This window comes from Isoptericola sediminis, from assembly GCF_013085345.1.
In the GTDB taxonomy this organism is placed as follows: Bacteria; Actinomycetota; Actinomycetes; order Actinomycetales; family Cellulomonadaceae; genus Isoptericola; species Isoptericola sediminis.
Genome location: NZ_JABFAJ010000018.1, coordinates 1 through 25,745, shown reverse-complemented (window position 1 = coordinate 25,745; position 25,745 = coordinate 1). Strand labels below are relative to the sequence as shown.

The window sequence follows — 25,745 nt, the reverse complement described above, 5'->3', positions numbered from 1 at the left end:
GACCGGTGTCAGGCGGCCGGCAGCGTGACCCGGATCGCGCGCACGGCCCCCGTCCGGCGGAAGACCTCGGCGCTGACCTCGGCCGGGATCGCGGCCCCGGAGACGGCCTCCACCCCGTCGGCGCCCTCGACGCTCACCGCGAGGTCGGCGCCCCGCCGGTAGACGACCGGGACCTGGCAGAACGTGAACGCGAGGCTCGAGGCGGGCAGCTCGACGGCCTGCTCGGTCCCGCCGACGTCGACGTACCGGAACGTCGTCGGCTCCGCGGTCCACTCCTCGGCACGGAGCAGGACGGGGCGGAACACGATCCGGCCCTCCTCCACCCGCAGGCCGAGCTCACCCATGCGGGTGAGGACCTCCTCCTTGACCTGGCCCGTCATCCCGGGCTGCTGCGCCCCGCGACCCTTCGGCGTGTGGGAGTAGGGGTCGACCGGGAAGGCGCCGTAGACCTCGGGCGGCTTGCAGTAGCCGAGCCCCTGGCGAACGTCCTCGTACCGGGCCCGGAGCTCGTCGACGACGGCTGCGTCGGCACCCTCGGCCACGGCACGCTCGAGGTTCTCCTGCACCGCGAGCAGCAGCTTGGACACCATGTGCCAGTAGATGCTGCCGAGGCCCTCGTAGGCGAAGAAGGACCCGGACCGACCGGTGAACTCCGCGTGCCGGAAGACCTCCTCGAAGACGGAGAGCAGGGCCTCCCGGCCGGTCGCCACCGCCTCGTCGAGCGCGCCGTCCGTCTCCGGATCCTCGAGGGCGTCGAGCGCCGCGTCGACGTCCCGGGCGTTGTGGATGCCCGGGGCGAAGCGGTAGTCACCCCCCGCGTCCTGCAGGACGATCGACCGGTCCCCGGCGCGCACCAGGGCGTCGATCAGGGGGGCCTGGGCCGCCTGCGCGGGCGAGACCCGGTTCTTGTCCAGGAACCCGGGGAGGTCGCGGTCCGGGTACAGCAGGTAGCTGTGCTGGTCGGCGCGGTACAGCGCGCTCTCGCGCATCGCCCGCAGCACGTCGAGCGACTCGGCGGGCGTCAGGAACCCCGAGGACAGGATCGCGACCTGTCCCTCGAGCATCTCCTGCAGCCGGTTGATCGTGACGCGGCCCGGCCCCAGGTCGAGCGTGTTGTACGAGTGGTAGAGCCCGTCGGCACGGCGGTTCGCCCGCAGGCCCGAGTCGACGTACGCGAGCACGGTGTCGACCACCTCGCGCACCTCCTCCGCCCCGACCACGGTGCGCTCACCGGTGAGCCCGGCGTAGACACGCTCGCGATAGGCCGTCCCGGCCGCGCCCAGGGCGTCGACCACGCGTCGCCGCTCGACGTCGTCGAAGCCGTCGACGGTGCCGGAGCGGTGCCGGCTGAGGACGTCGCCGACCTCCCTGAGCAGCTCCCGGACCTCGATGCCGACGGTCAGCTCCTCGTCCAGCAGGTCGCGCACGGTGCCCAGGTAGCGGCGCAGGTACGCGAGGGTCACGACGGACAGTCCGCGCCCGACGAGCGCGTTGTTCGCGTCGTTCCACTCGGGCCGCTGCGTGTTCATCCAGATGCCGCCCTCGGGCACCAGGTTCACGACCTTCGCCAGGGTGAGCACGAGCAGCTTCTCGGCCAGGGTGACGTGCAGCAGGTGCCCGTCGGGGCCGTGCACGAGCTTGCCGTCCGCGCCCTCCACCTCGGCACGGCGCGCGATCGCGGCCGCGGCCTCGGTGTCGAAGGTGATCGTCGCGTAGGGGTTCTCGACGGTGTCGGCGTAGGACGCGATCCGGTACGGCACGTCAGCGTGCGTGAAGACCGCACGGTTCACCAGGTGCCGCACGCTCCCGGGGTGGAAGCGCTCGGAGGTCTCGAGCAGCTTGACGAGGTAGACCAGCTGGTGGTCGCTCCAGTACCCGATGTTGGACCACGGGTTGTCCGGCTCGGGGACCTCCCAGTCGATCCCTCCGCGTGAGATCCGGTACGGGTTGTACCCGTCGGCGGTGGTGGCGTCGAGGAAGACGGCGACCATCGACTCGACGTACTCGGGGAAGGACCACGCCAGCGCCTCCCAGTTCTGGAAGATGTCGCGCCAGTTGCCCTGGTGGTCCAGCAGGGGTTCACCGTCGGCGTCCCGCAGCGAGATCTGGAACTTGTTCCACGGCCGGCTCGGGTCGCCGTGGCGACGGCCGAAGGTCAGCGGCAGGTACTCGGTGCACAGGCGCCAGAGGTCGGCGTCCCCGCTCTCCTCGGCCGCGGCCATCAGCTCCTCGTGGGACAGGGTCGAGGGCAGCGACGCGAGCACCTCGGCGCAGCGCTCGGCGACGAGGGGGCTCCGGGTGCGGACGAAGGCCCGGACGTCGCCCCCGCGGAGCTGGTAGCCGCCCGCCGGGACGCCTCCGCGCATCGTGTTGAACAGCACGTTGGCACCGTGGTGGGCGGTGGCCAGCTCGTCGCCGGTCAGCTGCGCCGCGTCGGTGGCCGCGAGCAGGTCCTCCAGCCCGCGACGGGTCGCCTCGATGTCCTCGTCGAGTCGCGCCGCGAGCGCCGTGGGGTCGGCCAGCTCGTCACGCAGGGCCACGACGTCCGGTGCGGACCGCGAGACGTCGGCCACGACGCGCCAGGTGCGCTGCGCCCCGGGTTCCAGCACCAGACGGGTGCGGACGAGGTAGGCGCCCCGGCCACCCCGCACGTCCAGCTCCTTGGTCAGCGCCTCGCCCGCCTGCGCCGCGTCGAGCTGCCGCTCGGACAGCAGGTGCTCGACCTGCTCGAGGCCCACCTGCCAGGCGACCGAGGCCTGCAGGGACTCGCTCGCCTCGGCGAGGTCGGTCAGGGCGGAGTTGAGGTAGTAGACGCCGAGGCCGCCCGGGGCGAGCTCGGCCCGCTTGTAGGCGTCCAGCAGGATGCTCAGCTCGTTCTGGACCTGGGCGGTGGTGCCGGCGGGCAGGAGGTTGCGGAACCCGTCCACGACCTCGAGGTCGACCGGGCGCTCGGCGAGGGACGTGATCTGGCAGCTGCGCACCACCCCGTACCGTGCGCTGGTCTGCCACACGACGCGCAGACGCAGTCCGAGGTCGGTCCGGGTCTCCTCGAAGACGACGCTGGTGCCGAGGAAGTCCTTGTAGAGGCTGCGGTCGACGGCCGGGTCGCCCGGTCGCGTCTCGGCGAAGGGCTGCCAGGACACGACGTCGCCGTCCGCGCGGTGCACCCGGACCGTGGTGAGGCCGCCCGTGCGACCCGCCCCCTCGGCGACCTTGTCCTCGGTGTAGTATGGGAAGATCGCGTGGTCGGCGTCACGGCGGCCCGCGGTCAGTCCTCCGGTGCTCGAGATGAACATCCACAGGTCGCTCGCCCCGGCGATGGTCATCAGGAAGGGCGGCATCTGGTCGTACGACGTGATCGCGTAGTAGCGACGGTCGTCGAGACCGAGGTGCGAGCCGTCGACGACGGCGTGGCCGACGAGCCGTTCGGAGGTGGGCCCGGTCGTGGTCATGCGCTGCTCCTTGCGGTTGTGGTGCGGGGCGGACCGGTGTGCGGGAGCGCTCCCACACCGCTGGTTCGCCCAGTGCTGGCATCAGAGGGGAGTGCACGGGGATGCGCGCTCGAGAGCTCCCTGACGCGGGGGGACGCGGCGTCGTCGATGCCGCGAGTAGGGGTGCCGGGACCGGCCGTGTCCGCGGCGCTAAGGTGCGGAGCCGCGGGCGCGTTCCCGTGCTCCGTCGGGTCGGGGTCGCCGACCGGGGAACCGGCGTGGGGGACGACCACCGCAGGCATCCTGCCCATCGCCACCTCCACTGCTCGCGGCCGGAAGGTTCGCAAGGTGCGAGGGGCCGTCGCCGGTCGAGCACACAGGAAATTACCGTCCCCGGAATGCTCGTGCAACAACGTCCCGGGGGACGTCGGACGGGCGAGCCGGGCACGACCCGGCGGGTCCTGCCGGTCGAGGTGTCGACCGGGTCCGCCCGCCTCGCCGGTCGTGCCGGCGGACCTCGGCCCGTCCCGCCCAGGTGCGGACGTCGTCCCGCCGTCCCACGATGGAGGGACGAGGAGAGGAGCACGCCGTGCCACGACAGGATCCCGGCCCCAGCGTCAAGGACGAGGAGCTGTACGAGAAGCTCCGCGACGAGGGCAACAGCAAGGAGAAGGCCGCCCGGATCGCGAACGCGGCCGCGAACCGCGGTCGCGGCGACGTCGGCCGCGAGGGTGGCGAGTCCCCGGCGTACGAGGACTGGACCGTCGACGAGCTGCACGAGCGCGCCGCCGAGCTGGGCATCGAGGGGCGGTCCTCGATGCGCAAGGACGAGCTGATCGAGGCTCTGCGGTCGCACTGAGACGGCCGATCGGCCGGTTGCCCCTGGCGTGCCGTCGTCGCCGGGAGCACCATGGAGGGACAGGTTCCGTGGCTCGACGGGGAGACGGAGGCGAGGAGCATGAAGGCCTCGGTGGGGGACAGGATCATCACCGCGTCCGGCGTGGTGGGAGGCGCGGTCCGTGACGGCGTCGTCACGGAGCTCCACCACGACGACGGGTCCCCGCCCTACACGGTGAGGTGGTCGGACACGGAGGAGGAGTCCTTGGTCTATCCCGGGCCGGACTCGCTCGTGCAGCACGGCGACGCCGGGGCCGCGGACGAGACGGCCCGCCCTGCGCGCGCCGCCACCTGGACCGTCCAGCTGTCGCTGGTGGAGGCGTCGGGCAGCACGACGGCGGAGGCGGTGCTGGTGGCCGGCCCGGTCGAGCACGCCGACGTCGGCCCGTTGCGGTCCGTCGGGCACGCCCGCAAGGACCCCCACGACACGGAGATCCCGGTCATCGGCGACGAGGTGGCCGCCGGGCGTGCGCTGCGGCGTCTCGCCGACGCCCTGCTCGGGCAGGCGGAGGAGGACATCACCGCCTCCACCGGCGTGCCGGCCCACGTGCACGACTGAGCGGACGGCCGGGCGGGACCGGCCGGCGGGGTGACCGGACGCACAGTGCCGCGCGGTGTCCCGGCCGCCGCCGCGCGCATAGGCTCGGTGCGGCTCTCGACGGTGATCCGCGCCGTCGTCCCGACCAGGAGGACCCACCCGTGCGAACCCGTCCCGTTCTTGCCGTCGCCCTCGCGCCCGCCGTGCTGCTCGGGCTGACGGCCTGCTCCACCGCCGACGAGGGTGGTGCGGACGACGCCGCGAGCGCCACGCCGTCCGCGTCCGAGGCCTGCGCCGCGGGCGACCTGCCGACGCTCACCGAGGGCACCCTCACCGTCGGTGCCGGCGAGCCGTTCGAGCCGTGGTACGTCGGCGAGCCGACCAGCGGCGAGGGCTTCGAGTCGGCCCTGGTCTACGCCGTCGCCGAGGAGCTGGGGTACGCGGCCGAGGACGTCGAGTGGGAGACGGTGACGTTCGAGCAGATCATCTCCCCGGCGATCAAGCCGTTCGACCTCGCCGCCTACCAGACCACCATCACCGAGGAGCGGGCGGAGGCCGTGGACTTCTCCAGCCCGTACCTGACCAGCCACCAGGGCGTGATCGTGGCCGACGACGGTGACTACGCCGACGCCACGAGCCTCGCGGACCTGGAGGGCGCCCGCATCGGCGTCACCGCCGCGCAGACCTCGCTGGACGCCGCGGAGTCCGCCTGGGGCGACGCGGTGGAGATCACCCCCTTCAACGCCGCCGGGGACGGCATGACCGCGCTGACCTCGGGCACCATCGACGCGATGGTGATGGACGTCGACCAGGGCGTGGCGGCTTCGACGGTGTACTTCCCGGACACCCAGGTCGTGGGCACGCTGCCGGACGTCGGCGAGCCGGAGCAGCTCGGCCTCGTGCTCGACAAGGACTCGGAGCTGACCGAGTGCGTCTCGCAGGCCGTGGACGCCCTGGAGGCCGACGGCACCCTCGACGAGCTGCGCACCGAGTGGCTGAAGTCGGACGACGTCCCCGAGCTGTCCTGACCGCGCGACGGCGATGACCGGAGCGACGGACGGCCCGGCCCTGTCGGAGCGTGCCCGGGCCCGGGCGGAGTACCGCCGGGCCCAGCACCGGCGCGCCCTGCTGGTCGCCGGGACGGCGACGGCGATCGTGCTGGTCGCCGTCGTCGCGGTCGTCACCACCGCTCCCGGCTGGGAGCGGGCCCGGGAGGCGTTCTTCTCCCCGGAGCGCGCCTGGGAGGTCCTGCCCGAGGTCGCCGAGGGGCTGTGGCTCAACCTGCGGGTGTGGGTCGTGGCCTCCGTGGTGGGCCTGACCGTCGGCCTGCTGCTGGCGGTCGTGCGCACCTCCCGGCTGCCGGCGCTGTTCCCGCTGCGGGTGTTCACCGTGCTGTACGTCGACGTCTTCCGCGGGGTGCCGGTGCTGCTGGTGCTGCTGCTGGTCGGTTTCGGGCTGCCCGCCCTGCGGCTGGAGTGGCTGCCGGTGAGCGCGGCGTTCCTCGGCGGTCTGGCGATCCTCCTGACGTACACGGCCTACCTCGCCGAGATCTTCCGCGCCGGGATCGAGTCCGTGCACCCCTCCCAGGTCGCCGCCGCGCGCTCCCTCGGGCTCACCCGTGGCCAGGCGGTGCGCAAGGTCGTGCTGCCGCAGGCGGTGCGGAACGTCTCGGCGCCGGTGGCGAGCATGCTGGTGTCCCTGCAGAAGGACTCCGGCCTGATCTCGATCCTCGGCGCGGTCGACGCGATCCGGGCCGCCCAGATCGCCACCACCGGCGACTACAACTTCACCCCGTACGTGGTGGCCGGCGTGCTGTTCCTGCTGATCTCGATCCCGCTGACCCGGCTCGTCGACGCCTGGTCGGCCCGGCAGGGCTGGCGCGGCTCGCTCCGCGGCGTCAGCGGTGCGGGGGTGGTCCGGTGACCGCACCGCCGCTGCTGAGCCTGCGTGAGGTGCGCAAGTCGTTCCCCGCGGGACCGGGCCGCCGGGCCGGCCGCCGGACGGTGCTCGACGGCATCGACCTGGACGTGGGCGAGCACCAGTGCGTCGTCCTGGTGGGGTCCTCGGGCTCGGGCAAGTCGACGCTGCTGCGCGTGGTCGACCTGCTCGAGGACGTCGACGACGGCCAGGTGCTCCTCGACGGGGTCGACGTGGCCGACCCCTGGGTGGACGCCGACGCCGTCCGGGCCCGGCTCGCCATGGTGTTCCAGCAGTACAACCTGTTCCCGCACCTGTCCGTCCTGGACAACGTGACCCTGGCGCCGCGTCTCGTGCACCGCCGTCCGCGGGGCGAGGCCGAGGAGGCCGGCCGGGCGCTGCTGGCCAAGGTCGGTCTGGCGGACAAGGCACGCGGCTACCCCGACCAGCTCTCCGGCGGGGAGCAGCAGCGCGCCGCGATCGCCCGGGCGCTGGCCGGTGGACCCGAGCTGCTGCTGCTGGACGAGGTCACCTCGGCCCTCGACCCGGAGCTGGTCGGGGAGGTCCTGGATCTGCTGCTGGAGCTGCGCGCCGAGGGCACCACGATGCTCGTCGCGACCCACGAGATGGACTTCGCCCGCGAGGTCGCCGACGAGGTCGTCTTCCTGCACGACGGCCGGGTGCACGAGCGCGGCACGCCCGCCCAGGTCCTGGACGACCCGCAGCGGGACCGGACCCGGGAGTTCCTGCGCCGGCTGCGCTGAGCCGCGCCGGCTGCGCCGGGCCGACCGCGTGCGTATCACCCGAGGTCGCGCGACGCTCTGGGTAGGCAGTGGGGCGTCGCGCGACGCCCTCCGTCGGCGAGGGGACGTGGTGACGATGAAGCGCCTGATCCTGTGCTGCGACGGCACGTGGAACCATGCCGCCAACCAGTACGTGTCGAACATCGAGAAGATCGCCCGGGTCCTGCGCCGGGGCGCGGTCGACGACGGCGTCGTCCAGGTCGTCGAGTACGTCGGCGGTGTCGGCTCGCAGGGGTACCTGTTCGACAAGGTGCTCGGCGGCGCGTTCGGGTCGGGTCTGACTCACAACGTCGTCGACGGCTACCGGTTCCTGGCCATGAACTACGACCCCGGCGACGAGATCGTGGTGCTCGGCTACTCCCGGGGCGCGTACACCGCGCGCAGCGTCGTCGGCATGGTGGGGGCGGTGGGCCTGCTGACGCGCGAGGCGCTCGTGGCCGGCCGGCTGCACGACGCCGCGGACCTCTACCGCGAACCGGCCGACGACGACGCCGAGCGCGCCGCACGGCAGGAGCGGCGGGACAGGTTCCGGGCCGAGAACTCCCACCCGAGGGACCCGCGGGGGCCGGTGCGGTTCCTCGGCGTCTTCGACACCGTCGGCACGCTGGGCGTCCCCGGGCTGACGCGCCGCCGCTACCGGTTCCACGACGTGAAGCTCGGTGACGGGGTCCAGGTGGCCCGCCAGGCGCTCTCGGTGGACGAACGCCGGTTGTCCTACTCGCCGTGCCTGTGGACCGTGCCGGGCGACAGCCCCGAGGGCCGGGTCCGGCAGGTGTGGTTCCCGGGCGGGCACGGCGACGTCGGCGGCGGGGGACCGCGTTCCGGGCTGTCCGACGTCGCGCTGGAGTGGATGGTGGGCGAGCTGCGCGAGGTCGGCGTCGCGATCGACGAGGACCTGTGGAAGCAGCAGGTGGCGCACCAGGAGGAGCTGGTCGTGGACGTCCGGCCTCGGGTGCTGTTCCGGCTGATCAACCGGGTCAAGCGCCTGCGGCCGGGCAGCGGGGTCGTGGACGGCCGCGAGGTGTTCCGGCACGGCCTGCGGGTGCTGGCCCGGCGCGACGGCGAGGTCTGGGGCGACGGCGTGTGCGTCGCCGAGCCGCTCGTGCGCTACGTCGCACGCGACCGGTACGCCGAGCACGCCCCGAACCTGCAGCAGTGGATCGACGACTGCGGCGGGGTGGACAAGTTGCCGGTCGTGCCCCTCGCGGCGCTGCACGAGGACGAGCGTCACCTGACGGTGCGGTGAGCGTCCCGGTCAGGAGTCGTAGGCGTCCTTGACCACGAGGACCGGCACCGAGGCGTCCAGCAGCACCCGCTGCGTCGTGGTGCCCATGAGGAACGTGCCGTGGCTGGACCGCTTGCGCGACCCCACCACGACGAGGTCGGCCCCGACCTCGTCGGCGGTGTCGAGGATGGCGTCCGCGGGTTCGGTGTCCTCGTCGCGGTAGCTGATCGCGGCGTCGGTGTCCCCGAGGATCGCGGAGAGCTCGGCCGACGGGCCGTCACCGGGATCCTGGGCGTCGAGCACGAGCACCCGCAGCGGCAGGTCGCGTCGACGCGACTCCTCCAGCGCGGTCCGGACTGCCGCCTCGCCGTGCGGGCAGGCGCGATAGGCCACGAGCACCGTCATGGGCCCACTGTGTCACACCTCGCGCCGGCCGCGTCGCAGACCCAGCTCGTAGGCCGTCAGGGCGACGAGCCAGACCGCGGTGACCGGCAGGACGAACCCGAACAGCGCGCCGCCGAACGGCTCCTGGGCGTCGTGGTCGGTCGCGGCGAGCAGCACGTAGGCCAGGTAGGCGACGTACAGGACGACCAGGAGGACGCCCTCCCAGCGCACGATCGCCTGCCCGGTGAACGCGATGGGCAGGAGCACCAGGGCGACGGCCACCATGACGGGCAGGTCGAGGTTCACGGCGGCGGGGTCGACGTCGATCCCGCCCGGGGCGATGACGGCGGTGAGGCCGAGCACGGCGCCGATGTTGAAGATGTTGCTGCCGACGATGTTCCCCACGGCCATGTCACGCTCCCCGCGCCGCACCGCGATGACGCTCGTGGCGAGCTCCGGCAACGACGTGCCTACCGCGACCACGGTCAGGCCGATCACGAGGTCGCTCACCCCGAACGCGGAGGCGATCCGGGTGGCGCCGTCGACCAGGAACCGGGCGCCGCCGACGAGCAGCGCCACCCCGACGACCACGAGGGCGACGTCGACCCCGACCGAGCGCGCGCGGGTCGTGCGCAGACGGCCCAGGGGCCCGCCGTCGTCGTCGGTCCCCGGGACGGTGGTGACCGTCTCCGTGCGCCGGGCGACGAGCGTGGTGAGGGCCACGTAGGCGGCCAGGAGGCCCAGCAGCATGACGCCGTCGGTCGTGCTGATGGTGCCGTCGAGCGCCAGCACGAGGGCGAGCACGGACATCCCGACCATCACGGGGATGTCCGTGCGCACCAGGCGGTTCGTGACCGCGAGCGGGACGACGATCGCCGCCGCCCCGAGGACGAGCAGGATGTTGGCGATGTTGCTGCCCACGACGTTGCCGACCGCCAGCCCGGGGGAGCCGGACAGCGCGGAGCCGGCGCTGACGGCGAGCTCCGGGCTCGAGGTCGCGAAGGACACGACGGTCAGGCCCACCACGAGGGCGGACATCCCCAGGGTCCGCGCCAGCGACGCCGCGCCGCGGACGAGGGCCTCGCCGCCCCCGACGAGCAGCACGAACCCGGCGAGCAGGAGCAGGACGCTGGTGAGGCTCACGCGACAAGGCTACGGGCGGGCCGCCACCGCCGGCGGTCAGGCGGCGGCGAGCTGCTCGACCACCTGCCGCTTGGCCCGGGTGAGCATGCCGGCCATGCCGTTGAGCCGCAGGGCCGAGACCGCCCGGGTGAGGCCGAGCTGCAGCGGGAAGTCCTCGGGGACGTCCAGCACCTCACGGGTGGTCAGCCCGGACAGCCCCTGGGCCAGGATCGAGGCGAAGCCCCGCGTGGTGGGGGCCTCCTCGGGCGCGGTCGCGTAGAAGTGCACGACGTCGCCGTCGACCTCGGCGAAGGCGTGCACCGGGGACTGGCACTCCTCCACCTTCTCCAGCAGGGCGGGGGAGTCCGCGTACCGGGCGGGCAGGGGTGGCAGCTCGCGGGAGAACTCCAGCAGGAGCTGCAGCCGCTCGGACTCGGTCAGGGCCAGGAAGTCCTCCCGGATCTCGGCCAGCTGGTCGGGCAGCGCGGGGGCGTCGTCGGTCATGGGTCCATCGTCTCTCACGTCGCGTCGGGTCCGGGGTTCAGCGGGCCGGCGCCTCGCCGGGCTCCGCGCCGGCCGCGATGGGCACGCGCACGGCGTTGCCCCACTCGGTCCAGGACCCGTCGTAGTTGCGCACGTCGGGGATGCCGAGCAGGAAGTGCAGTGCGAACCAGGTGTGGCTGGACCGCTCCCCGATGCGGCAGTACGTGACGACCCGGTCGTCGTCCGTGATGCCCAGGCCGCCCTGCTGGTAGATGGCCTCCAGCTCGGCCCGCGGCTTGTAGGTGCCGTCCTCGGCGACCGCCGTGGCCCACGGGACGTTGTGGGCGGTGGGGATGTGACCGCCGCGCAGCACGCCCTCCTCCGGGTAGTCCGGGATGTGCAGCCGCTCGCCGGTGAACTCCTGCGGGGAGCGGATGTCCACGAGGGGGCCCTTGCCCAGGTGGTCGAGCACGTCCTCGCGGAAGGCGCGGAAGGTGGTGTCGTCGCGCTCGACGACCGGGTAGTCGACCGGCGTCGGGGCGGGGGCGTCGGTGGTCAGCTCGCGGCCCTCGGCCACCCAGAGGTTGCGCCCGCCGTCGAGGAGGCGGACGTCCTCGTGGCCGAACAGGGTGAACACCCAGGCCGTGTAGGCGGCCCACCAGTTGTTCTTGTCGCCGTACAGCACGATCGTGGTGTCGCGGGCGATGCCCCGGGAGCCGAGCAGGTCGGCGAAACCCCGGCCGTCCAGGTAGTCGCGCTCGACGGGCAGCAGCAGGTCGGTGTGCCAGTCGACCTTGACGGCGCCGGGGATGTGGCCGGTCTCGTAGAGCAGGACGTCCTCGTCGGACTCCACCACGACGAGGCCCGGGTCGTCCCGGTGCGCGGCCAGCCACTCGGTGGTGACGAGGCGCTCCGGGTGCGCGTACTCCTGCAGTCGCGGGGTGGGGTCGAGCGGTGCGGGCATGATCTCCTCCTGGTGCGGCGTGGTCCGGGAGCCACCCTAGGCCGCGGGCGACCAGCCCCGACACCGCGGTTCCACGATGCGGGACCAGCATGTGAGATGGCTGGTCCGTGCGCTCGGGACACCCCGGACGCGACGCCGCCCTACACTGTGGATCACCACCGGACGACGACGTCGGAGGCTCCATGGGGCATCGACCCAGCACCCCGCACGGCGACCTCGCGCATGCGCTGTCGCCCGCCGTCCCCGTCCGGCGCGACCGGCGTTCCGTGCGCAGCGCCCACGACGTGTTCCTCGACACCGGCGCCGTGCCGCCCGGGCTCGACCCCCTCGTCGCCGCCTCCTGGCGCCGCAGCCGCTCCTGCGGCGTCGACCCCGACACGCCGCGCACCACGAGCGGGCTGTCGCCCGACGAGCTCGACGCCTACCGTGCGGCGCACCCCCTGCACGACCTCATGCCCGTCGTGCGCGACCTCGTCGTCGACGCCGCCCGCGACGACGGGCTCGTCGTGGCCGTGTCCGACGACGCGGGACGCCTGCTGTGGGTCGAGGGGGACCTGCGCACCCGCGGTGCCGCCGAGCGGGTCGGATTCGTCGCCGGTGCCGTCTGGCGCGAGGAGAACGTCGGGACCAACGCCCCGGGCACGGCGCTGGCCACCCGGCGGCCGGTGCAGGTGCTGGGGGCGGAGCACTTCTCGCGGCCGGTGCAGCAGCTCAACTGCGCGGCCGCCCCGATCCAGGATCCCGACGGCCGTGTCCTCGGGGTCCTCGACGTCACCGGTGGACGGGCCGCCGGCTCGCACGTCGCGCTGTCCCTGGTGCGCGCCACCGTCGCCAGCCTCGAGCGGGAGCTCGCGGCACGGGCCGCAGGTGCCCGGGACGCGGCCGGTGACACCCACCCCGCCCTGCGGCTGCTCGGCACGCCCGCCTGGTGGTCCCCGGACGGCGAGCGCCGGCTCTCCGGACGGCACGCCGAGATCCTCGCGCTCCTCGGCGCGCACCCGCGCGGCCTCACCGCGGAGGAGCTCGCGGTGCTGCTGCACCCCGGCGAGCTGTCCGAGGTGACGGTCCGCGCCGAGATCTCCCGGCTGCGCCGCTCGGCCGGGTCGGTGGTGACCGGGTCGCGGCCCTACCGGCTCGCCGCCCAGGTGCGCAGCGACGTCGACGCCGTCCGCGACCTGCTCGCCGCCGGTGACGTGGCCGGTGCGGTGCGGGCCTACACCGCCCCGCTGCTGCCGCGGTCCTTCGCCCCCGGCGTCGAGCGGATGCGCGACGAGCTGGCCGCCGAGATGCGCTCGGCGGTCCTGGCCGACGGCGACCCGGACGTCCTGGACGGGTGGACCCGCACGGACGACGGTGCCGAGGACGTGGAGGCCTGGCAGCAGCTCGTGGCGCGGTCCGACCAGGGCGGCCCCCGGTGGGCCCGGGCGCGTGCCCACCTCGCCGTCGTCGACGCCGGCCTGCGCTGAGCGGCGCCGACCGACACCTGCAACGCCGCTGCAACGCTCGCCGCCTAACGTCGCCGGCACGACGCGACGACGCGTCGTCATCATCCCGTCCACCGGACGCGGGTGGTGCGGTGAGCACTGCGAGGAGGCAGGACGCCATGACCGTCTACACGGCACCGGGACAGCCCGGGTCGATCGTGGAGTACCGCAGCCGCTACGACCACTGGATCGGCGGCGAGTACGTCCCCCCGGCGAGCGGGGAGTACTTCGAGAACCCCACCCCCGTCACCGGGCAGACCTTCTGCGAGGTCGCGCGCGGCAACGCCGAGGACGTCGAGCGCGCCCTGGACGCCGCGCACGGCGCCGCCCCCGCCTGGGGCCGCACGTCCGTGACCGAGCGGGCGAACATTCTCAACGCCATCGCCGACCGCATCGAGGCCAACGTCGAGAAGATCGCCGTGGCGGAGAGCTGGGAGAACGGCAAGGCCGTGCGCGAGACGCTCGGCGCCGACATCCCCCTGGCCGTCGACCACTTCCGGTACTTCGCCGGCGCGATCCGGGCCCAGGAGGGGTCGATCTCCGAGATCGACGGCGACACCATCGCCTACCACTTCCACGAGCCGCTCGGCGTCGTCGGGCAGATCATCCCGTGGAACTTCCCGATCCTCATGGCCGTGTGGAAGCTGGCCCCGGCGCTCGCGGCGGGCAACGCCGTCGTGCTCAAGCCGGCCGAGCAGACCCCGGCCTCGATCCTGTACCTGATGGACATCATCGGCGACCTGCTGCCGCCGGGCGTCGTCAACGTCGTCAACGGGTTCGGCGTCGAGGCGGGCAAGCCGCTCGCGTCCTCGTCGCGGATCCGCAAGATCGCCTTCACCGGCGAGACGACGACGGGCCGCCTGATCATGCAGTACGCCTCGGCCAACATCATCCCGGTGACCCTCGAGCTCGGCGGCAAGAGCCCGAACGTGTTCTTCTCCGACGTCGCCTCGGCCCAGGACGACTTCTACGACAAGGCCCTCGAGGGCTTCACGATGTTCGCCTTCAACCAGGGCGAGGTCTGCACCTGCCCGTCCCGGGCGCTCATCCAGTCCGACATCTACGACCAGTTCCTCGGTGACGCGCTCAAGCGCACCGAGGCGGCCGTCCAGGGCAACCCGCTGGACACCGAGACGATGATCGGCGCGCAGGCCAGCAACGACCAGCTCGAGAAGATCCTGTCCTACATCGACATCGGCCAGGCCGAGGGCGCCAAGGTGCTCACCGGCGGGCAGCGGGCCGACCTCGGCGGGGACCTGTCCGGCGGGTTCTACGTGCAGCCGACGATCTTCGAGGGCAAGAACTCGATGCGGATCTTCCAGGAGGAGATCTTCGGTCCCGTCGTCTCGGTCACCGACTTCGCCGACTACGACGACGCCATCAAGATCGCCAACGACACCCTCTACGGGCTCGGGGCCGGCGTCTGGACCCGCAACGGCACGACGGCCTACCGGGCCGGCCGCGACATCGAGGCCGGCCGCGTGTGGACGAACTGCTACCACGCCTACCCGGCCGCGGCCGCGTTCGGCGGGTACAAGGGCTCCGGCGTCGGGCGCGAGAACCACAAGATGATGCTCGACCACTACCAGCAGACGAAGAACCTGCTCGTCAGCTACTCCGGCGTGCGGGACGGGTTCTTCTAGGCCGAAGGAGGATCGATGACCGACGCCGGCGGGCCCGACGGCCCCGCGCGCGTCGCCGTCACCGACGCCGCGGCCGAGCTCCTGGCTCGGCTGCGGCGCCGGCACGGCGAGCTGATGTTCCACCAGTCCGGTGGCTGCTGCGACGGCTCGAGCCCCATGTGCTACCCGGCCGGTGACTTCCTCACCTCGGACGCCGACGTGCACCTGGGCGACCTGGCGCTGTCCGACGGGGAGGATCTCTTCACCGTCCCGGTCTGGATGAGCAGGGCGCAGTTCGAGTACTGGAGCCACACCCACCTGACGATCGACGTGGTGCCCGGCCGCGGAGCCGGGTTCAGCGTCGAGGCGCCGGAGGGGGTGCGGTTCCTCATCCGGTCGCGAATGCTGACCGACGCCGAGCTGACTGCACTGGGCCGCTGAGGCACGGCGCCAGGGCGCCCGGGGCTGCGTCGTCGCCCCGGGCGTCCTAGCGTCGTGCCCATGGCGCAGGACGAGCACGACCCTCACGACGGCCGGGGCGAGCGGTGGTCGCAGGACGTCACCGACCACTCCGACGCCCTCGACCTCGAGCACGACGTCTTCACCCAGGACGACCCCGCGGCGATCGCCGCGTCGCTGAAGCGGTCCGCCGAGGCCAGCGACCGGCGCAAGGGGTCGGCCTACTCCTCGGCGATGTCGATGCTGACGTTCTACCTCAACCGGGCCGGGCGCAACCTGCCGCCCGAGCGCCGCGAGGTGCTGGAGCAGGCCAAGACCGAGCTCCGGCGCGCCTTCGGGCGGGAGTGACCGTCCGACGGCGTTGACCTGGGCATCGGTCCGATGCCCGGTGGGGTGTCGCCGGGCCGTGCGGACCCGCTATGTTGCACCCCGTGAGCACCGAAGCAGAGGCCCTCCCGTCCGTGTCGTCGCTCCCGGCGTGGCTCGTGCCGTCCGTGTACCTGAACTGGTCGACGGACTGGCTGCGCGAGTCGGTCGCCATCGCGACGCGTTCCCGCGAGCACCACCTGCCCGGGGGACCCGACGGTCCCAAGCGCGGGGACGTCGTGGTGACCGTCCTCGGCGAGGCCGGGGTCGTCGCCGCGGTCGAGCTCATGGGAGCCTCCGACGGCGACTCCTGGGTGACCGACGAGCTCTTCGGCCCGGACCGCCCGATCGTGTGGGCGGACCTCTTCGACGGTGCCGACGCCTACATCGGCTCCTCCGGCTGGCTGCCGGCCGAGCACGCCCGCGCCGTCCTCGACGGGGTCGCCAACCAGTTCCACGACGGTCCGGTGCACACGATCGACCCGGGCGACTGCGGCGCCGGCGAGGCCGCCTCGGACGTGCACGCGCTGCGCATCATCGGCCACCGTGCGGTGACCGGGTGGGCGCTGCGGCGCGAGGAGCGCTGCGCCACCTGCGAGCAGTTCGTGGACGTGCGCGAGATGCAGGCGCACGACGACGGTGCGGTGCGACTGGGCACGACGACCGCCGGCGGGCGCACCCTGGAGCAGGTCATCCGCGACGTGCACCTGCTGTGCTCCCACTGCCACGAGCTGATGCACGAGCACTCGGTGACCGCACAGCGCAACCGACTGCGCCCGCAGTGCCCCGGCTGCGGCATGCGCGGCAAGACGAAGCGCATCGTGTGGGGCATGACCTTCTCCGAGGACGTCGTCAGCGCCGAGCCCGACGTCGTCTACGGCGGCTTCGAGGTCCCGGTGCCGACGCCCGAGTGGTACTGCACCGACTGCCACGCGAACTTCGGCAGCACCGTGGTCGCCTCCCGGGTCCTGGACGCCGACGGCCCCGCCGTCCCGCAGCCCGTCACGGGCACCATCTCGATGGTCGGTGATGACGCGCTGACGGCCGGTTCGGCCACCGACGCGCCGCGTCCCGCGGACGACGACCCCCGCTGGGAGCCCCACCCGGGGATCTGACAGGTCCCGACCCCGGCCGGCCCTCCGTCCTGCGACGGGGGCCGGCCCGGCCGGTCAGGCGGCCAGGGGCCGGAGCTGCTGGCGGTGGCGGACGACCCCGTGCCGACCCGCCGCCGGGACGTGCGGGGTGAGGCGCAGCGGCATCCCGGCCTCCAGCGGCGTCCGGTTCGCCTTGCGGTGGTTGCAGGCCTCGCAGGCCGCGACCAAATTCAGCCAGGAGCTGTCCCCGCCGCGCGACCTCGGTATCACGTGGTCCACGGTCTGGGCCGGCCCGCCGCAGTAGGCGCACTCGCCGTCGCGCTGCTTGACGCCGTCCTTGGTGACGGTCGGCCGGGTGCCCCGGTAGATCCATCGCATCGCCACGTATCGCACGAGCCGCAGGACACGGGGGAGCGGGTAGGGGCCGAAGGACCTCCCGTCGACGGACTCCTCGACCACCGCGACGCCGCGCACCAGCATCGTGATGGCGTGCTTGACCGACACGCGGTGCAGCGGCTCGTAGCCGGCGTTGAGGACCAGCACGTCGGCCACGGTCCTGCTCCTTCCGGTGCGGTGCGCACGGGCCCGTGGGCCGGTGCGCTCTCGGCGGCTCCTCGAGGGGTCGGTGTCGGGTGCGGCGGCGATCCGGGCAGGACCTCCGGACAGGCCGGTCTGTGGTGCCTGTCACGGAAAAAATATGAGCGCCTGGCCGGGAAGTCCAGAGTTTCGGGCAGGATCAACCTGACGATCGCCCGGAAGATCCTGTTTCGGGCGGAAAATGACGACGTCTGCCGACCGGTACGGCTACGGAGCCTTCGACGTCAGCTGGTCGACGGCGTCGGGCAGATCCGCGAGGGCGTCGGCGGCCCGCCGTGTCGCGGCGCGGGCGAGCCGGTCGTACGGCGCGGGGTCCTCACCGTGGGCCGCTGCCTCGGCCGCGTGGTCCCGGGCGAGGAGCGCGAGCAGCAGCGCGTCGCGGTGGTCCCCGAGCGACGACTGCACCGCCTTGCCCGCCGCGCCGAGCTCCTTCGCCGACGAGCCCAGCACTTTCGTCGGGGTGCGCGTCACCGCGCGGGCCCCCTGGGAGAGGCGCCGTCCGGCCTTGCGCAGCCGGTGGGCGCGAGCCAGCAGGTCGTCGAGCGCCGCCCGGTCGTCCAGGTCCTCGACGGTGACCTCGGCCAGGGCCTGCAGGTCGAGGTCGGCCGCGGCGCGGCCGACCCGGTCGACGGCCTTGCGCAGCCGCTGGCGGGCGACCTTGCCGGCCCGTCGGTCCGCAGCCTTCCCGCGCGGCGGTTCCCGGACCCAGCGGATCAGCTCCGCCGTCGTCGCCCGCATCTGCAGCCCACCGGCGTAGTCGACGAAGCGGGCGTGCGCAGCCGCGTGCTCCCGGTCGAGCTCCGCCACCAGCCGCGCCCGGGCGTCCCGCGAGACGCTCGCCGCGGCGCCGACCGACTCGACGTCGGCCCGCCGCACCTCCAGGTCGCGCGCCTCGCCCAGCACGTCGCCCAGCTCGGCGAGGCGACGGCGCAGCTGCTTGACCTCGTTGCGGTCGAACACCGGACGGTAGACGGCCAGCACCGTGCGCAGCCTGCGGACCGCGGTGCGCAGCCGGTGGACGGCGTCGTCCTCGTCCGCGAGCGCGGGCGGGAGGCGCTGCTCGATGCGCCGGACGTGCTCGGCCACGATCGTGGTGAAGACCTCGCCGGCGGGATCGGCGCTGTGTGGAGGTGCCATGATCCCGTCAGGCTAGTGACCCGGCGTCGTCCATCGCGAGCGGACGCACCGCCGAGCCCGATCCGACGAACAGGCCGTGCAGCCGGAATCCGTGCGTGGCGGCCTGCTCCCGCAGGGCGGCGTTCCAGGCCCGGTCCGCGTCGGTGATGGTGTCGTCACCGGGTCGGCACAGGACCGCGACGACGCTGCCGCCCGCCGCGGACTGCTCGGTCACGGAGGCGATCACCATGCCGAACCGGCGGGCGTCGTCGACGTCCGGCTTCTTGGGGACCTCGCGGACGGGGACCAGCACACCGGTGGCGCGGTCGTCGCTGCGGATCCACGACAGGCAGAGCGTGCGGGAGCGGGGGAGCGCGGCGGCGGCGAGGGTCGAGGCGAGGGCGAGGCGGTCGTCGTCGGTGAGGACGAGGTCGCCGGGGCGGATACGGGTGGGCGTGGTGTCCATGGCGGCGACGATCGCGCACGGGACGGACCACTGCCGCCGTTCTCCACAGGCATGTGCTCGCCGGATCTTCCGGAGAGGCTGGGGGTGACCGTGGAACGGCTCGACCGGTCAGGCGAGCCCCATCGCGCGGGCCACCTCCTCCTCGGTGACCTGCTCGGGCACCACCACCGCGCCGGAGAGCGAGACCTTCGACTGCAGCAAGCGCTCGAGCCCGACGATCGCGGTGAAGAACACCACGTTGTTCAGGATCGGCACCAGGCACAGGAGCAGGGACACGAGGCCGACGACGAAGCCCGCGACGGCCAGACCGTTGGAGGGGGCGGACGCGGCAGGTGCAGGCGCCTGCGGGTATGGGGTGGACATGGTCATCCTCTTTCGGTCGATGGTGGCTTCAGTCCTCGACGACGATCAGGTCGAGGCCGGAATCGGGGTGGTAGGACCAGGTAGCCGTGAACCGGCCCCAGGTGTCGCTCTGATGCCCGTCGAGCGCGCGGGTGGTACCCATGAGCTCGGTGACGCGAGCCGGTGTCCCGAGCTCGCTCAGGACGCAGGCGAGGTCGTCGAACGTGGCGCCGGAGTAGTCGTCGGAGCCCTGGACGTCGAGCACCAGCGTGGTGCCGCCGTCCTCGAGCCGGATGCCGTCAACGGCTCCGCAGCTGTCGTAGGCCGCCGACAGCTGAGAGCCCGACGCAGCGGGCGGTGGTGCGGCAGCCGACGGCGGTTCGTCCTCGGCGCCGAGGGCGGACCATGTGGCGGCACTCCCGACGGCGGCGCCCAGGACGAAGGCGATGCCGGCGACGAGCACGGTGCGCCGCCCGCTGGTGGCAGCGGTGGCGGCCGCGGCGCGGTGCTGAGGCTGCTCGGGGTGGGGGCCATGCGTGGCCCCCTGGGGCGCGTACCGCCGGACGATGGCGGAGGTGACCCGGTGCCCGGGCTCGCGCAAGGGAGCCATGCAGACCTCGCCTGAGGTATCACGGCCCCGTACGAAGCCGTCCCGTCGTGCTGCTGCCCTGGAGGCTCTGCGCCAGCAAGTCCGTTAGAGCCGAATCCGATACCCCGCGAACGCCTTAGCATCGGTTCCGCAATCTTCCGATGCTAACCTGGACGCGTGTCATCGGATACGACATGGCCCGTGTTCGGCATCGAGCTGCTCGACTGGGAGCCCTCGGACGTCGAGTACGGCCCGCGCGCGGGCCGCAGCCGTCGCCGGGGATCGTACGAGGCGGCCGTGCCGGCGCGCATCGCAGACGCCGAGCTCCGTCTCGACGGGCCGACGGCCGCGCTGGTCGCCGAGGCGAGTTCCGAGATCGCCCGTCTCGATGGTGAGTCGCTCGGCTCTCTGATGTCGTTCGCCTCGCTCCTGCTGAGGACCGAGGCGGCGAGCTCGTCTCAGATCGAGAACCTGACCTCGTCCCCGAAGGCGATCGCCCTGGCGGAGCTGGGACGCCGGGGCCGAGCCAACGCCGACGAGATCGTCGCCAACGTCGGCGCCATGACGCGCGCTCTCGACGTCGCCGACCATCTGGACACCGACGCCATCCTGACGATGCACCAGGTCTTGATGAGGGACCACATGCCGGGCGCCGCCGGTGTGTGGCGGGACGCGGCCGTCTGGATCGGCGGCTCTGCCCGGAGCCCGCACGGGGCGGCCTACGTGGCGCCGCGGAGCGACCTGGTGCCGGGTGCCATGGAGGACTTGGCGGCCTTCATCGCGCGCGACGACGTTCCCGCGCTCGCCCAGGTGGCCGTCGCGCACGCCCAGTTCGAGAACATCCACCCGTTCCCGGACGGCAACGGGCGCACCGGCCGTGCCCTCATGCACGCCCAGCTGCGCCACGCAGGCCTGACCCGACACGTCGTCGTGCCGATCTCGGCCGGGCTGATCGCCGAGACCGAGCGGTACTTCGCGGCCCTGACCGCGTATCGCTCCGGCGATCCCGTGCCGATCGTCACCGAGGTGTGCGAGGCGGTCTTTCCGGCGTTGCAGAACGCACGTGAGCTCATGCGCGACGTGTCCGACGCCCATGCGCGGTGGGTGGGAATCATCCGGGCCCGTCGCGGTGCCGCCGCCTGGCGCCTCGCGGACATCCTCGTCGAGCGCCCCGTGATCGACTCCCGTCTCGCCGCGGAGCTCCTCGGCGTCACGACGGCGAACGCCCAGGTGGCCATCGACCGCCTCGTCGAGGACGGCGTCCTCGACCAGATCGGACGGGGAGCCCGCGACCGGGTGTGGCAGGCGGTCGAGGTGGTCGAGGCGATGGAACGGTTCGCGGACCGTTCCCATCACCGCCTGGTGTGAAGCGCCGCAACTTCGCCGCTTCGGAGGCAGATTGGGCCGATTGGCCCTAGGTTGTCCCACGACCGATGCCAGAAGTGCTCCAGGGCAAGAACGCGGAGTCGGGATCGACGGCGACGAGGCCCGGAACGCACCTGGTGTGAACGCGATCCGCCACGAGGTAGGAGATCAGGTGTCCGAGCAGCCGCCCGTCGCCACTGAGGAGAGGCCGGAACACGCCTCCCCGGAGAAGCCGGATGATGTCCCGCCCCGTTCCCGGGGCGGTGTTTTCCTGAAGGCCTTCCTGGGCGTGATGCTCGGCATCGTCGGCGCGCTGGTGCTGCTCGTCGTACTGGTGTGGGGTGCCATCCGGACCGAGCTGGTCTCGTTGCCAGAGCTGGAGAACCCCTTCGCCACCGAGGAGGTCGACCGCTCCGACCGGCCGGTGCTGCTGGGCATCCAGAACCTCGCCCGGTTCGTCGCGGCCCAGGGGAACTACCAGGTGGTCGTGGACCTGGAGCAGGACACGAAGTACGTGCCGGACTGGCTGATGGGCGAGCGCACGATCTTCCTCGCGGATGGTTCGGTCGAGGTCTACGTCGACTTCCGCGACCTGCCCGAGGAGGCGGTCGTCGTCTCCGAGGACGGTTCCACCGTGACGGTCACCCTGCCGGAGCCCGCTTTCGCGGAGCCGCGGATCGATCTCGAGCAGAGCAGGGCGCTCTCCGACTCGCGAGGTCTGATCAACCGCGCCGAGGACTTCTTCGCCGACGACGACGGCAGCCGCCAGCAGACGCTCCTAAAGGCGGAGGAGATGCTCACCGCTGCCGCCCGGGAGAGCGACCTGGAGAGCCGCGCCGAGGAGAACACGCGCAAGACGCTCGAGGGACTGATCGGCGGGCTGGGCTACGAGACGGTGGAAGTCGTCTTCGAGGGGTCGGCGGGCTGACTCGCTGGCGTCGGTGGAGCAGTGGGCTTTGCGCGGCACTACCCCGAGCCGCTCACAGCCATTACTCGGCCCGTGCCTCGTCGATCTCGGCTTGCCTACGACGGGCTCGATCGGCGAGGCCGCCGAAGAACCGCTTGTGGCCTCGCTCGCTCGGGCGACGCCGTCCGTACCCGTGTTGACCGCTCTTGACCGGAGTCCATTGGACCGCTCGAGAGTGTCCGCACTGCGTCGTCGGGCGGCCTCGTCATCGTCAACGACATGCTGCTCACCAGCTACGACTCGCCGTCGCTGCACACGCTCTACCTCGACTGGCCGCTGCGCGGTGCGCTGCTCATGCAGACGCTCGCCCGGGTGAACCGGACCTTCCGCGGCAAGGACTCGGGGCTGCTCGTCGCCTCCGTGCCCGTGGCCGAGCACAAGTACCCGCCGGACAAGCGGCAAGACGCCGTCGTGCTGGTCATGAACCAGTTGGAGGCGTTGGTGACCCACCGCGCTGCGTGACCGCCGACGGCAGGCGGCGAGCCGACCCGCCCCGATCTACGGTGAGGTCGTGCGCTTGCTGTTCGCCTCGACGGGCAACCTCGGCCATTTCCTGCCGCAGGTTCCGCTCGCCCACGCCGCCGGAGCGGCCGGGCACGAGGTCCGCGTCGCCGCCCCGGCCGGCTTCGCCGACCAGGTCGCGCGGGAGGGCCTCGTCGTGGCGCCGTTCGACGAACCGTCGTCCGACGCGATGGGCCGTGCGTTCGGCGGCATGGCCGGCCTGTCGATGGAGGCCGCCAACGAGCTGATGATCCAGGAGATCTTCGGGCGGCTCGACGGCGGTGCCGCGCTGCCGCGGCTGCTCGACACCGTCCGCTCGTGGCGGCCGGACCTTGTGGTCCGCGACCCCTTCGAGCTTGCCTCACTCGTCGCCGCGGAGGCCGAGGGAATCCCGCACCGGAGCGTCGGGCTCTGCCTCGACGGACTGATCGCAAGCACGGCGCCTTGGTTCACCGACCCGGCGGAGGAGCTGGGTCGGCCCCTCGGGCTCGACGCCGACGGGTTGATCTCCGCGCAGCGTTCCGCGCCGTCCTTCACCGTGCTGCCGGCGTCGTTCGACGACCCGCCGTCGGGCGGGCGCGACGTCGTCCGGTTCCGGCCCGGGCCCACGACGGACGCGCCAGAGGGACGCGGCCTCCCTCCGGAGACGTCGGATCTTCCGCTGGTGTACGCGAGTCTGGGGACCGTGGCAGGCACGATGCCGTCCGCCGAGCAGACCTACCGCGAGCTGCTCGCCGCCCTGGCGTCGCTGGACGTCCGCGTCCTGCTCACCGTCGGCCGCGCTCTGGACCCCGACCGGCTGCGTGCGTGGCCGGACAACGCTCACGTCGAGCAGTGGTGGCCCCAGGAGGAGGTGCTGCCGCACGCGGTGGCCGTGGTCGGTCATGGGGGCTTCGGCACCACCGCGGCGGCCCTGGCCGCGGGCGTGCCCCAGGTGGCTGTGCCGCTGTTCGCGCTCGACCAGTGGTTCAACGCCCGCCGCCTGGACGAGCGCGGCCTCGGAAGGATGGTCACCCCGGGAGAGGACTTCCCGGACCGGCTCGGCCAGGCCGTCGCGGCGGTCCTCGACGACGCGGACGTCCGTGCGGCGGCCGAACGCGTCGCCGGGGAGATGGCGGCGCACCCGCCGCCCGCCGCCGTCATCGGCCGACTGGTCACGATCTCGTGACGGACGCGTTCATCCGGTGACTACGGTATCGGTCGGCCCCGGCTGGGGTGCTCAGTCCTGGTCGGCTCGAGCGCGCGCGTGGGCCTCGATCAGGGAGCGGGGAACGCGGCCCCGGTCGCTGACCTCGTACCCCTGCTGGCGAGCCCATCTGCGGATGGCGGCAGGGCTGTGGTCCGTCCGCGTCGGGGAGGCGGCCGAAGTGCTGCCGGTGGTGTCGTCCGATTCCCCTGTCGTGCTCTTCGGCTGCAGATAGGTGAGTAGCACGTCGAACTGGTCGGGGTGGACGGTGCGAGTGCCCAGCTCGGAGGCCTTCGCCGCTTTGCCGCCAGCAAAGGTGCCATCCGTCACCAGCATCACTGTCGTCCGAGAGACTTTGCCCATCACCCGGACGCCGAGCTCCTCGGCTCGCTTCTCCAGGGCATTGCGTTGGACCTCGTCGCAACCGGTAAAGACCACCTTGTCACCCACCCGCAGGGGTTCGCCGAGAGACCAGTCGTCCGGCAGCGGACGCAGGTCGGCGCTCAGCCGCGCAGCGCGGGCCTCGTCGGCGTGGCTGATGATGCGCCGCAACGTCATGGGCTCGACGTCGAGGATCTCGGCGATCGTGGAGAGTTCAGCACGCTCATCACGGGAAACATGTCCGTCGTCGAGCGCGCGGTGCGCTAGAGCCGTGACGAAGGCGTGGTGTGCCGACGCGACCTCGTCGGACCCGAGCTCGTATGCCTCGATCAGATCGGCCAGGGCACCAGCTTCTTCCTCGGTCATGACACCGTCTTCGAGAACTTCCAGCAGAAGCTCGAGATAGGGAAGCGTGCCCTCCGGGGCACCGTCGTCGAGCAGCTCGGTGAGGCCCAGATTCGTGAGCTGCCCGACCAATGGCCCTTGTCGCTGGCGTCGAGGCGTCGTCCGCCTGAGTTGGGCGCCAACGGTGTTCGGGCGGCGTTCGAGCGGCGTCGTCCGCGGTCGCCGGGTCGGCCCGTCGGGCCAGATGACGTCGCGAGCGTCGGTACGGACCTGGCTGAGGTCGGGGTGCACAGGGACATGCGGCATCGACAGATAGCGGTTCATCAGGTGCCCCGTGGCCCGCGCATCACCCAGAGCCGAATGGGCCCGATCGAGCCGGACACCGGTGGCAGCGCAGCAGTCGGCAAGACGCCGTCGCTCGAGCCATGGCAGGTAGTGGTGGCTTCCCTGCAGCGTGCAGTACGCCGGGACCAGGGGAAGATCCCATCCGCTGCGCTCGTACTCGGCGCGCAGGAATGCGAGGTCGAAACGCGCGTTGTGGGCGACGACCGTGGTGCTGCGGAGCAGGCCGGCCAGTGCGTGTGACTGTTCGCGGAACAAGGGAGCTCGTGCGACGTCGGCCTCGGTGATCCCGTGGATGTGGGTCGCGCCGACCGGTCCCTCCGGGTTGAACCGCGTCGACCACTCGTCCACGATCGACCCGCGGTGGTCGAGACGCACCACGGCCAGCTCCACGATCCGGTCCTGGCGGGGGCTGAGTCCGGTGGTTTCGATGTCGATCACCGCGAAGACAGGCTCGCTCGACTGCTCGTCGCCAGGGTCCCACGGGGCCGCTGAGTGCGGCGTCGACTTCGTTGTCTTGAAGATCCGTCCAAACAGTCCCACGAGCGCACCACACCTTCCAGCAACCGGGTCGGCGTCGACCGTTCCGGCGAGCATGGCACGAGCGGCCGGTGCCACACAGCCCGATGCGTGGGTGAAAGATCCGGATTGGTCGCCTCGTCCACTGGCTCGTCGAACCGCCGATGTCTCCGGGCCGAGTAGTGGACCGGGTACAACGCGACACCTCGACGTGGTCCCCGCCGCGGGTGCACACGACGA

At 72.5% G+C, this 25,745-nt stretch carries 25 protein-coding genes and 1 pseudogene; 15 read left to right on the top strand and 11 right to left on the bottom strand.

The window, feature by feature from the left end; all coding sequences use genetic code 11:
- Window positions 1-8 precede the first annotated feature (8 nt).
- The gene (locus HLI28_RS09665; protein ID WP_171247316.1) at window positions 9-3,452 is read right to left on the bottom strand and encodes a hypothetical protein; all 3,444 of its coding nucleotides are present in this window, start codon (window positions 3,450-3,452) and stop codon (window positions 9-11) included.
- 568 nt (window positions 3,453-4,020) lie between these two features.
- Between HLI28_RS09665 and HLI28_RS09660 the strand changes: the two genes are divergently transcribed.
- The 6 genes from HLI28_RS09660 (at window position 4,021) to HLI28_RS09635 (ending at window position 8,832) form a co-directional block, all read left to right on the top strand.
- A complete protein-coding gene (locus HLI28_RS09660; protein ID WP_171247315.1) occupies window positions 4,021-4,290 on the top strand; it encodes a DUF7218 family protein in 270 nt (89 codons plus the stop codon).
- 99 nt (window positions 4,291-4,389) lie between these two features.
- Entirely contained in the window at window positions 4,390-4,887 is a 498-nt protein-coding gene (locus HLI28_RS09655) for a dsRBD fold-containing protein (RefSeq protein WP_171247314.1), read from the top strand.
- Window positions 4,888-5,027: 140 nt separating this feature from the next.
- Window positions 5,028-5,894, top strand: coding sequence for a transporter substrate-binding domain-containing protein (locus tag HLI28_RS09650; protein WP_171247313.1), 867 nt, complete (start codon window positions 5,028-5,030; stop codon window positions 5,892-5,894).
- A 13-nt stretch (window positions 5,895-5,907) separates the two neighbouring features.
- Window positions 5,908-6,789, top strand: a complete 882-nt coding sequence (locus HLI28_RS09645) for an amino acid ABC transporter permease (RefSeq protein ID WP_171247312.1) — start codon at window positions 5,908-5,910, stop codon at window positions 6,787-6,789.
- Entirely contained in the window at window positions 6,786-7,547 is a 762-nt protein-coding gene (locus HLI28_RS09640; RefSeq protein WP_171247311.1) for an ATP-binding cassette domain-containing protein, read from the top strand. The genes HLI28_RS09645 and HLI28_RS09640 overlap by 4 nt, the downstream gene beginning before the upstream one ends.
- Window positions 7,548-7,662: 115 nt before the next feature.
- Complete coding sequence (locus HLI28_RS09635; RefSeq protein WP_171247310.1) at window positions 7,663-8,832, top strand: DUF2235 domain-containing protein; 1,170 nt, start codon at window positions 7,663-7,665, stop codon at window positions 8,830-8,832.
- 9 nt (window positions 8,833-8,841) lie between these two features.
- Here HLI28_RS09635 and HLI28_RS09630 read toward each other — a convergent pair whose 3' ends face one another.
- From HLI28_RS09630 to HLI28_RS09615, 4 genes are read right to left on the bottom strand one after another with little or no spacing between them, the layout of a single operon-like run.
- A complete protein-coding gene (locus tag HLI28_RS09630; protein ID WP_171247309.1) occupies window positions 8,842-9,216 on the bottom strand; it encodes a universal stress protein in 375 nt (124 codons plus the stop codon).
- 12 nt (window positions 9,217-9,228) lie between these two features.
- Entirely contained in the window at window positions 9,229-10,338 is a 1,110-nt protein-coding gene (locus HLI28_RS09625) for a calcium/sodium antiporter (protein WP_171247308.1), read from the bottom strand.
- A 36-nt stretch (window positions 10,339-10,374) separates the two neighbouring features.
- On the bottom strand, window positions 10,375-10,821 hold the full coding sequence (locus HLI28_RS09620) for a SufE family protein (RefSeq protein WP_171247307.1): 447 nt from the start codon (window positions 10,819-10,821) through the stop codon (window positions 10,375-10,377).
- A 37-nt stretch (window positions 10,822-10,858) separates the two neighbouring features.
- Window positions 10,859-11,764, bottom strand: a complete 906-nt coding sequence (locus tag HLI28_RS09615; RefSeq protein WP_171247306.1) for a sulfurtransferase — start codon at window positions 11,762-11,764, stop codon at window positions 10,859-10,861.
- Between the two features lie 182 nt (window positions 11,765-11,946).
- Here HLI28_RS09615 and HLI28_RS09610 point away from each other — a divergent pair, with 182 nt between their 5' ends.
- The 5 genes from HLI28_RS09610 to HLI28_RS09590 all read left to right on the top strand — a co-directional run bounded on the left by HLI28_RS09610 (window position 11,947) and on the right by HLI28_RS09590 (window position 16,810).
- Window positions 11,947-13,230 carry a GAF domain-containing protein gene (locus HLI28_RS09610; protein WP_171247305.1) on the top strand — a complete coding sequence of 428 codons (1,284 nt, stop codon included), beginning with the start codon at window positions 11,947-11,949 and terminating at the stop codon, window positions 13,228-13,230.
- A gap of 137 nt (window positions 13,231-13,367) precedes the next feature.
- On the top strand, window positions 13,368-14,891 hold the full coding sequence (exaC, locus tag HLI28_RS09605) for an acetaldehyde dehydrogenase ExaC (RefSeq protein WP_171247304.1): 1,524 nt from the start codon (window positions 13,368-13,370) through the stop codon (window positions 14,889-14,891).
- Window positions 14,892-14,906: 15 nt separating this feature from the next.
- Window positions 14,907-15,311 (top strand): DUF779 domain-containing protein, encoded by a 405-nt coding sequence (locus tag HLI28_RS09600; protein ID WP_171247303.1) that lies wholly within the window; start codon window positions 14,907-14,909, stop codon window positions 15,309-15,311.
- 60 nt (window positions 15,312-15,371) lie between these two features.
- On the top strand, window positions 15,372-15,677 hold the full coding sequence (locus HLI28_RS09595; protein ID WP_171247302.1) for a DUF3175 domain-containing protein: 306 nt from the start codon (window positions 15,372-15,374) through the stop codon (window positions 15,675-15,677).
- Between the two features lie 83 nt (window positions 15,678-15,760).
- Complete coding sequence (locus HLI28_RS09590; RefSeq protein WP_216077580.1) at window positions 15,761-16,810, top strand: hypothetical protein; 1,050 nt, start codon at window positions 15,761-15,763, stop codon at window positions 16,808-16,810.
- A gap of 54 nt (window positions 16,811-16,864) precedes the next feature.
- On the opposite strand, the gene HLI28_RS09585 is transcribed toward HLI28_RS09590, so the two are convergent.
- The 5 genes from HLI28_RS09585 to HLI28_RS09565 all read right to left on the bottom strand — a co-directional run bounded on the left by HLI28_RS09585 (window position 16,865) and on the right by HLI28_RS09565 (window position 19,920).
- Entirely contained in the window at window positions 16,865-17,341 is a 477-nt protein-coding gene (locus tag HLI28_RS09585) for an HNH endonuclease (RefSeq protein ID WP_171247301.1), read from the bottom strand.
- Between the two features lie 252 nt (window positions 17,342-17,593).
- Window positions 17,594-18,523 (bottom strand): CHAD domain-containing protein, encoded by a 930-nt coding sequence (locus tag HLI28_RS09580; protein ID WP_171247300.1) that lies wholly within the window; start codon window positions 18,521-18,523, stop codon window positions 17,594-17,596.
- Window positions 18,524-18,530: 7 nt separating this feature from the next.
- Window positions 18,531-18,968 (bottom strand): hypothetical protein, encoded by a 438-nt coding sequence (locus tag HLI28_RS09575; protein ID WP_171247299.1) that lies wholly within the window; start codon window positions 18,966-18,968, stop codon window positions 18,531-18,533.
- A 108-nt stretch (window positions 18,969-19,076) separates the two neighbouring features.
- Window positions 19,077-19,331 (bottom strand): hypothetical protein, encoded by a 255-nt coding sequence (locus tag HLI28_RS09570; protein ID WP_171247298.1) that lies wholly within the window; start codon window positions 19,329-19,331, stop codon window positions 19,077-19,079.
- Between the two features lie 28 nt (window positions 19,332-19,359).
- Window positions 19,360-19,920, bottom strand: coding sequence for a hypothetical protein (locus tag HLI28_RS09565; RefSeq protein ID WP_171247297.1), 561 nt, complete (start codon window positions 19,918-19,920; stop codon window positions 19,360-19,362).
- A 180-nt stretch (window positions 19,921-20,100) separates the two neighbouring features.
- Here HLI28_RS09565 and HLI28_RS09560 point away from each other — a divergent pair, with 180 nt between their 5' ends.
- The 4 genes and pseudogenes from HLI28_RS09560 to HLI28_RS09545 all read left to right on the top strand — a co-directional run bounded on the left by HLI28_RS09560 (window position 20,101) and on the right by HLI28_RS09545 (window position 23,900).
- Window positions 20,101-21,267: a Fic family protein gene (locus tag HLI28_RS09560; RefSeq protein WP_343035760.1), complete on the top strand. Its 1,167-nt coding sequence runs from the start codon at window positions 20,101-20,103 to the stop codon at window positions 21,265-21,267.
- A 289-nt stretch (window positions 21,268-21,556) separates the two neighbouring features.
- Complete coding sequence (locus HLI28_RS09555) at window positions 21,557-22,192, top strand: DUF4230 domain-containing protein (protein WP_171247295.1); 636 nt, start codon at window positions 21,557-21,559, stop codon at window positions 22,190-22,192.
- A 240-nt stretch (window positions 22,193-22,432) separates the two neighbouring features.
- Window positions 22,433-22,609 (top strand): annotated as a pseudogene (locus tag HLI28_RS09550) (type I restriction enzyme subunit R domain-containing protein); the annotation flags it as partial.
- A gap of 133 nt (window positions 22,610-22,742) precedes the next feature.
- Entirely contained in the window at window positions 22,743-23,900 is a 1,158-nt protein-coding gene (locus HLI28_RS09545) for a nucleotide disphospho-sugar-binding domain-containing protein (RefSeq protein ID WP_171247293.1), read from the top strand.
- A 51-nt stretch (window positions 23,901-23,951) separates the two neighbouring features.
- Here the strand turns inward: HLI28_RS09545 and HLI28_RS09540 are convergent, their stop codons facing one another.
- Entirely contained in the window at window positions 23,952-25,583 is a 1,632-nt protein-coding gene (locus tag HLI28_RS09540) for an exonuclease domain-containing protein (protein ID WP_171247292.1), read from the bottom strand.
- Window positions 25,584-25,745: the final 162 nt, after the last annotated feature.

Excerpts from the sequence above, each read along its gene's own strand:
- HLI28_RS09665 (WP_171247316.1), bottom strand. The coding sequence starts at position 3,452 with ATGACCACGACCGGGCCCACCTCCGAACGGCTCGTCGGCCACGCCGTC.
- HLI28_RS09655 (WP_171247314.1), top strand. The coding sequence starts at position 4,390 with ATGAAGGCCTCGGTGGGGGACAGGATCATCACCGCGTCCGGCGTGGTG.
- HLI28_RS09645 (WP_171247312.1), top strand. The coding sequence starts at position 5,908 with ATGACCGGAGCGACGGACGGCCCGGCCCTGTCGGAGCGTGCCCGGGCC.
- HLI28_RS09635 (WP_171247310.1), top strand. The coding sequence starts at position 7,663 with ATGAAGCGCCTGATCCTGTGCTGCGACGGCACGTGGAACCATGCCGCC.
- HLI28_RS09630 (WP_171247309.1), bottom strand. The coding sequence starts at position 9,216 with ATGACGGTGCTCGTGGCCTATCGCGCCTGCCCGCACGGCGAGGCGGCA.
- HLI28_RS09620 (WP_171247307.1), bottom strand. The coding sequence starts at position 10,821 with ATGACCGACGACGCCCCCGCGCTGCCCGACCAGCTGGCCGAGATCCGG.
- HLI28_RS09615 (WP_171247306.1), bottom strand. The coding sequence starts at position 11,764 with ATGCCCGCACCGCTCGACCCCACCCCGCGACTGCAGGAGTACGCGCAC.
- HLI28_RS09610 (WP_171247305.1), top strand. The coding sequence starts at position 11,947 with ATGGGGCATCGACCCAGCACCCCGCACGGCGACCTCGCGCATGCGCTG.
- exaC (WP_171247304.1), top strand. The coding sequence starts at position 13,368 with ATGACCGTCTACACGGCACCGGGACAGCCCGGGTCGATCGTGGAGTAC.
- HLI28_RS09600 (WP_171247303.1), top strand. The coding sequence starts at position 14,907 with ATGACCGACGCCGGCGGGCCCGACGGCCCCGCGCGCGTCGCCGTCACC.
- HLI28_RS09595 (WP_171247302.1), top strand. The coding sequence starts at position 15,372 with ATGGCGCAGGACGAGCACGACCCTCACGACGGCCGGGGCGAGCGGTGG.
- HLI28_RS09580 (WP_171247300.1), bottom strand. The coding sequence starts at position 18,523 with ATGGCACCTCCACACAGCGCCGATCCCGCCGGCGAGGTCTTCACCACG.
- HLI28_RS09575 (WP_171247299.1), bottom strand. The coding sequence starts at position 18,968 with ATGGACACCACGCCCACCCGTATCCGCCCCGGCGACCTCGTCCTCACC.
- HLI28_RS09570 (WP_171247298.1), bottom strand. The coding sequence starts at position 19,331 with ATGTCCACCCCATACCCGCAGGCGCCTGCACCTGCCGCGTCCGCCCCC.
- HLI28_RS09565 (WP_171247297.1), bottom strand. The coding sequence starts at position 19,920 with ATGGCTCCCTTGCGCGAGCCCGGGCACCGGGTCACCTCCGCCATCGTC.
- HLI28_RS09555 (WP_171247295.1), top strand. The coding sequence starts at position 21,557 with ATGCTCGGCATCGTCGGCGCGCTGGTGCTGCTCGTCGTACTGGTGTGG.
- HLI28_RS09540 (WP_171247292.1), bottom strand. The coding sequence starts at position 25,583 with ATGCTCGCCGGAACGGTCGACGCCGACCCGGTTGCTGGAAGGTGTGGT.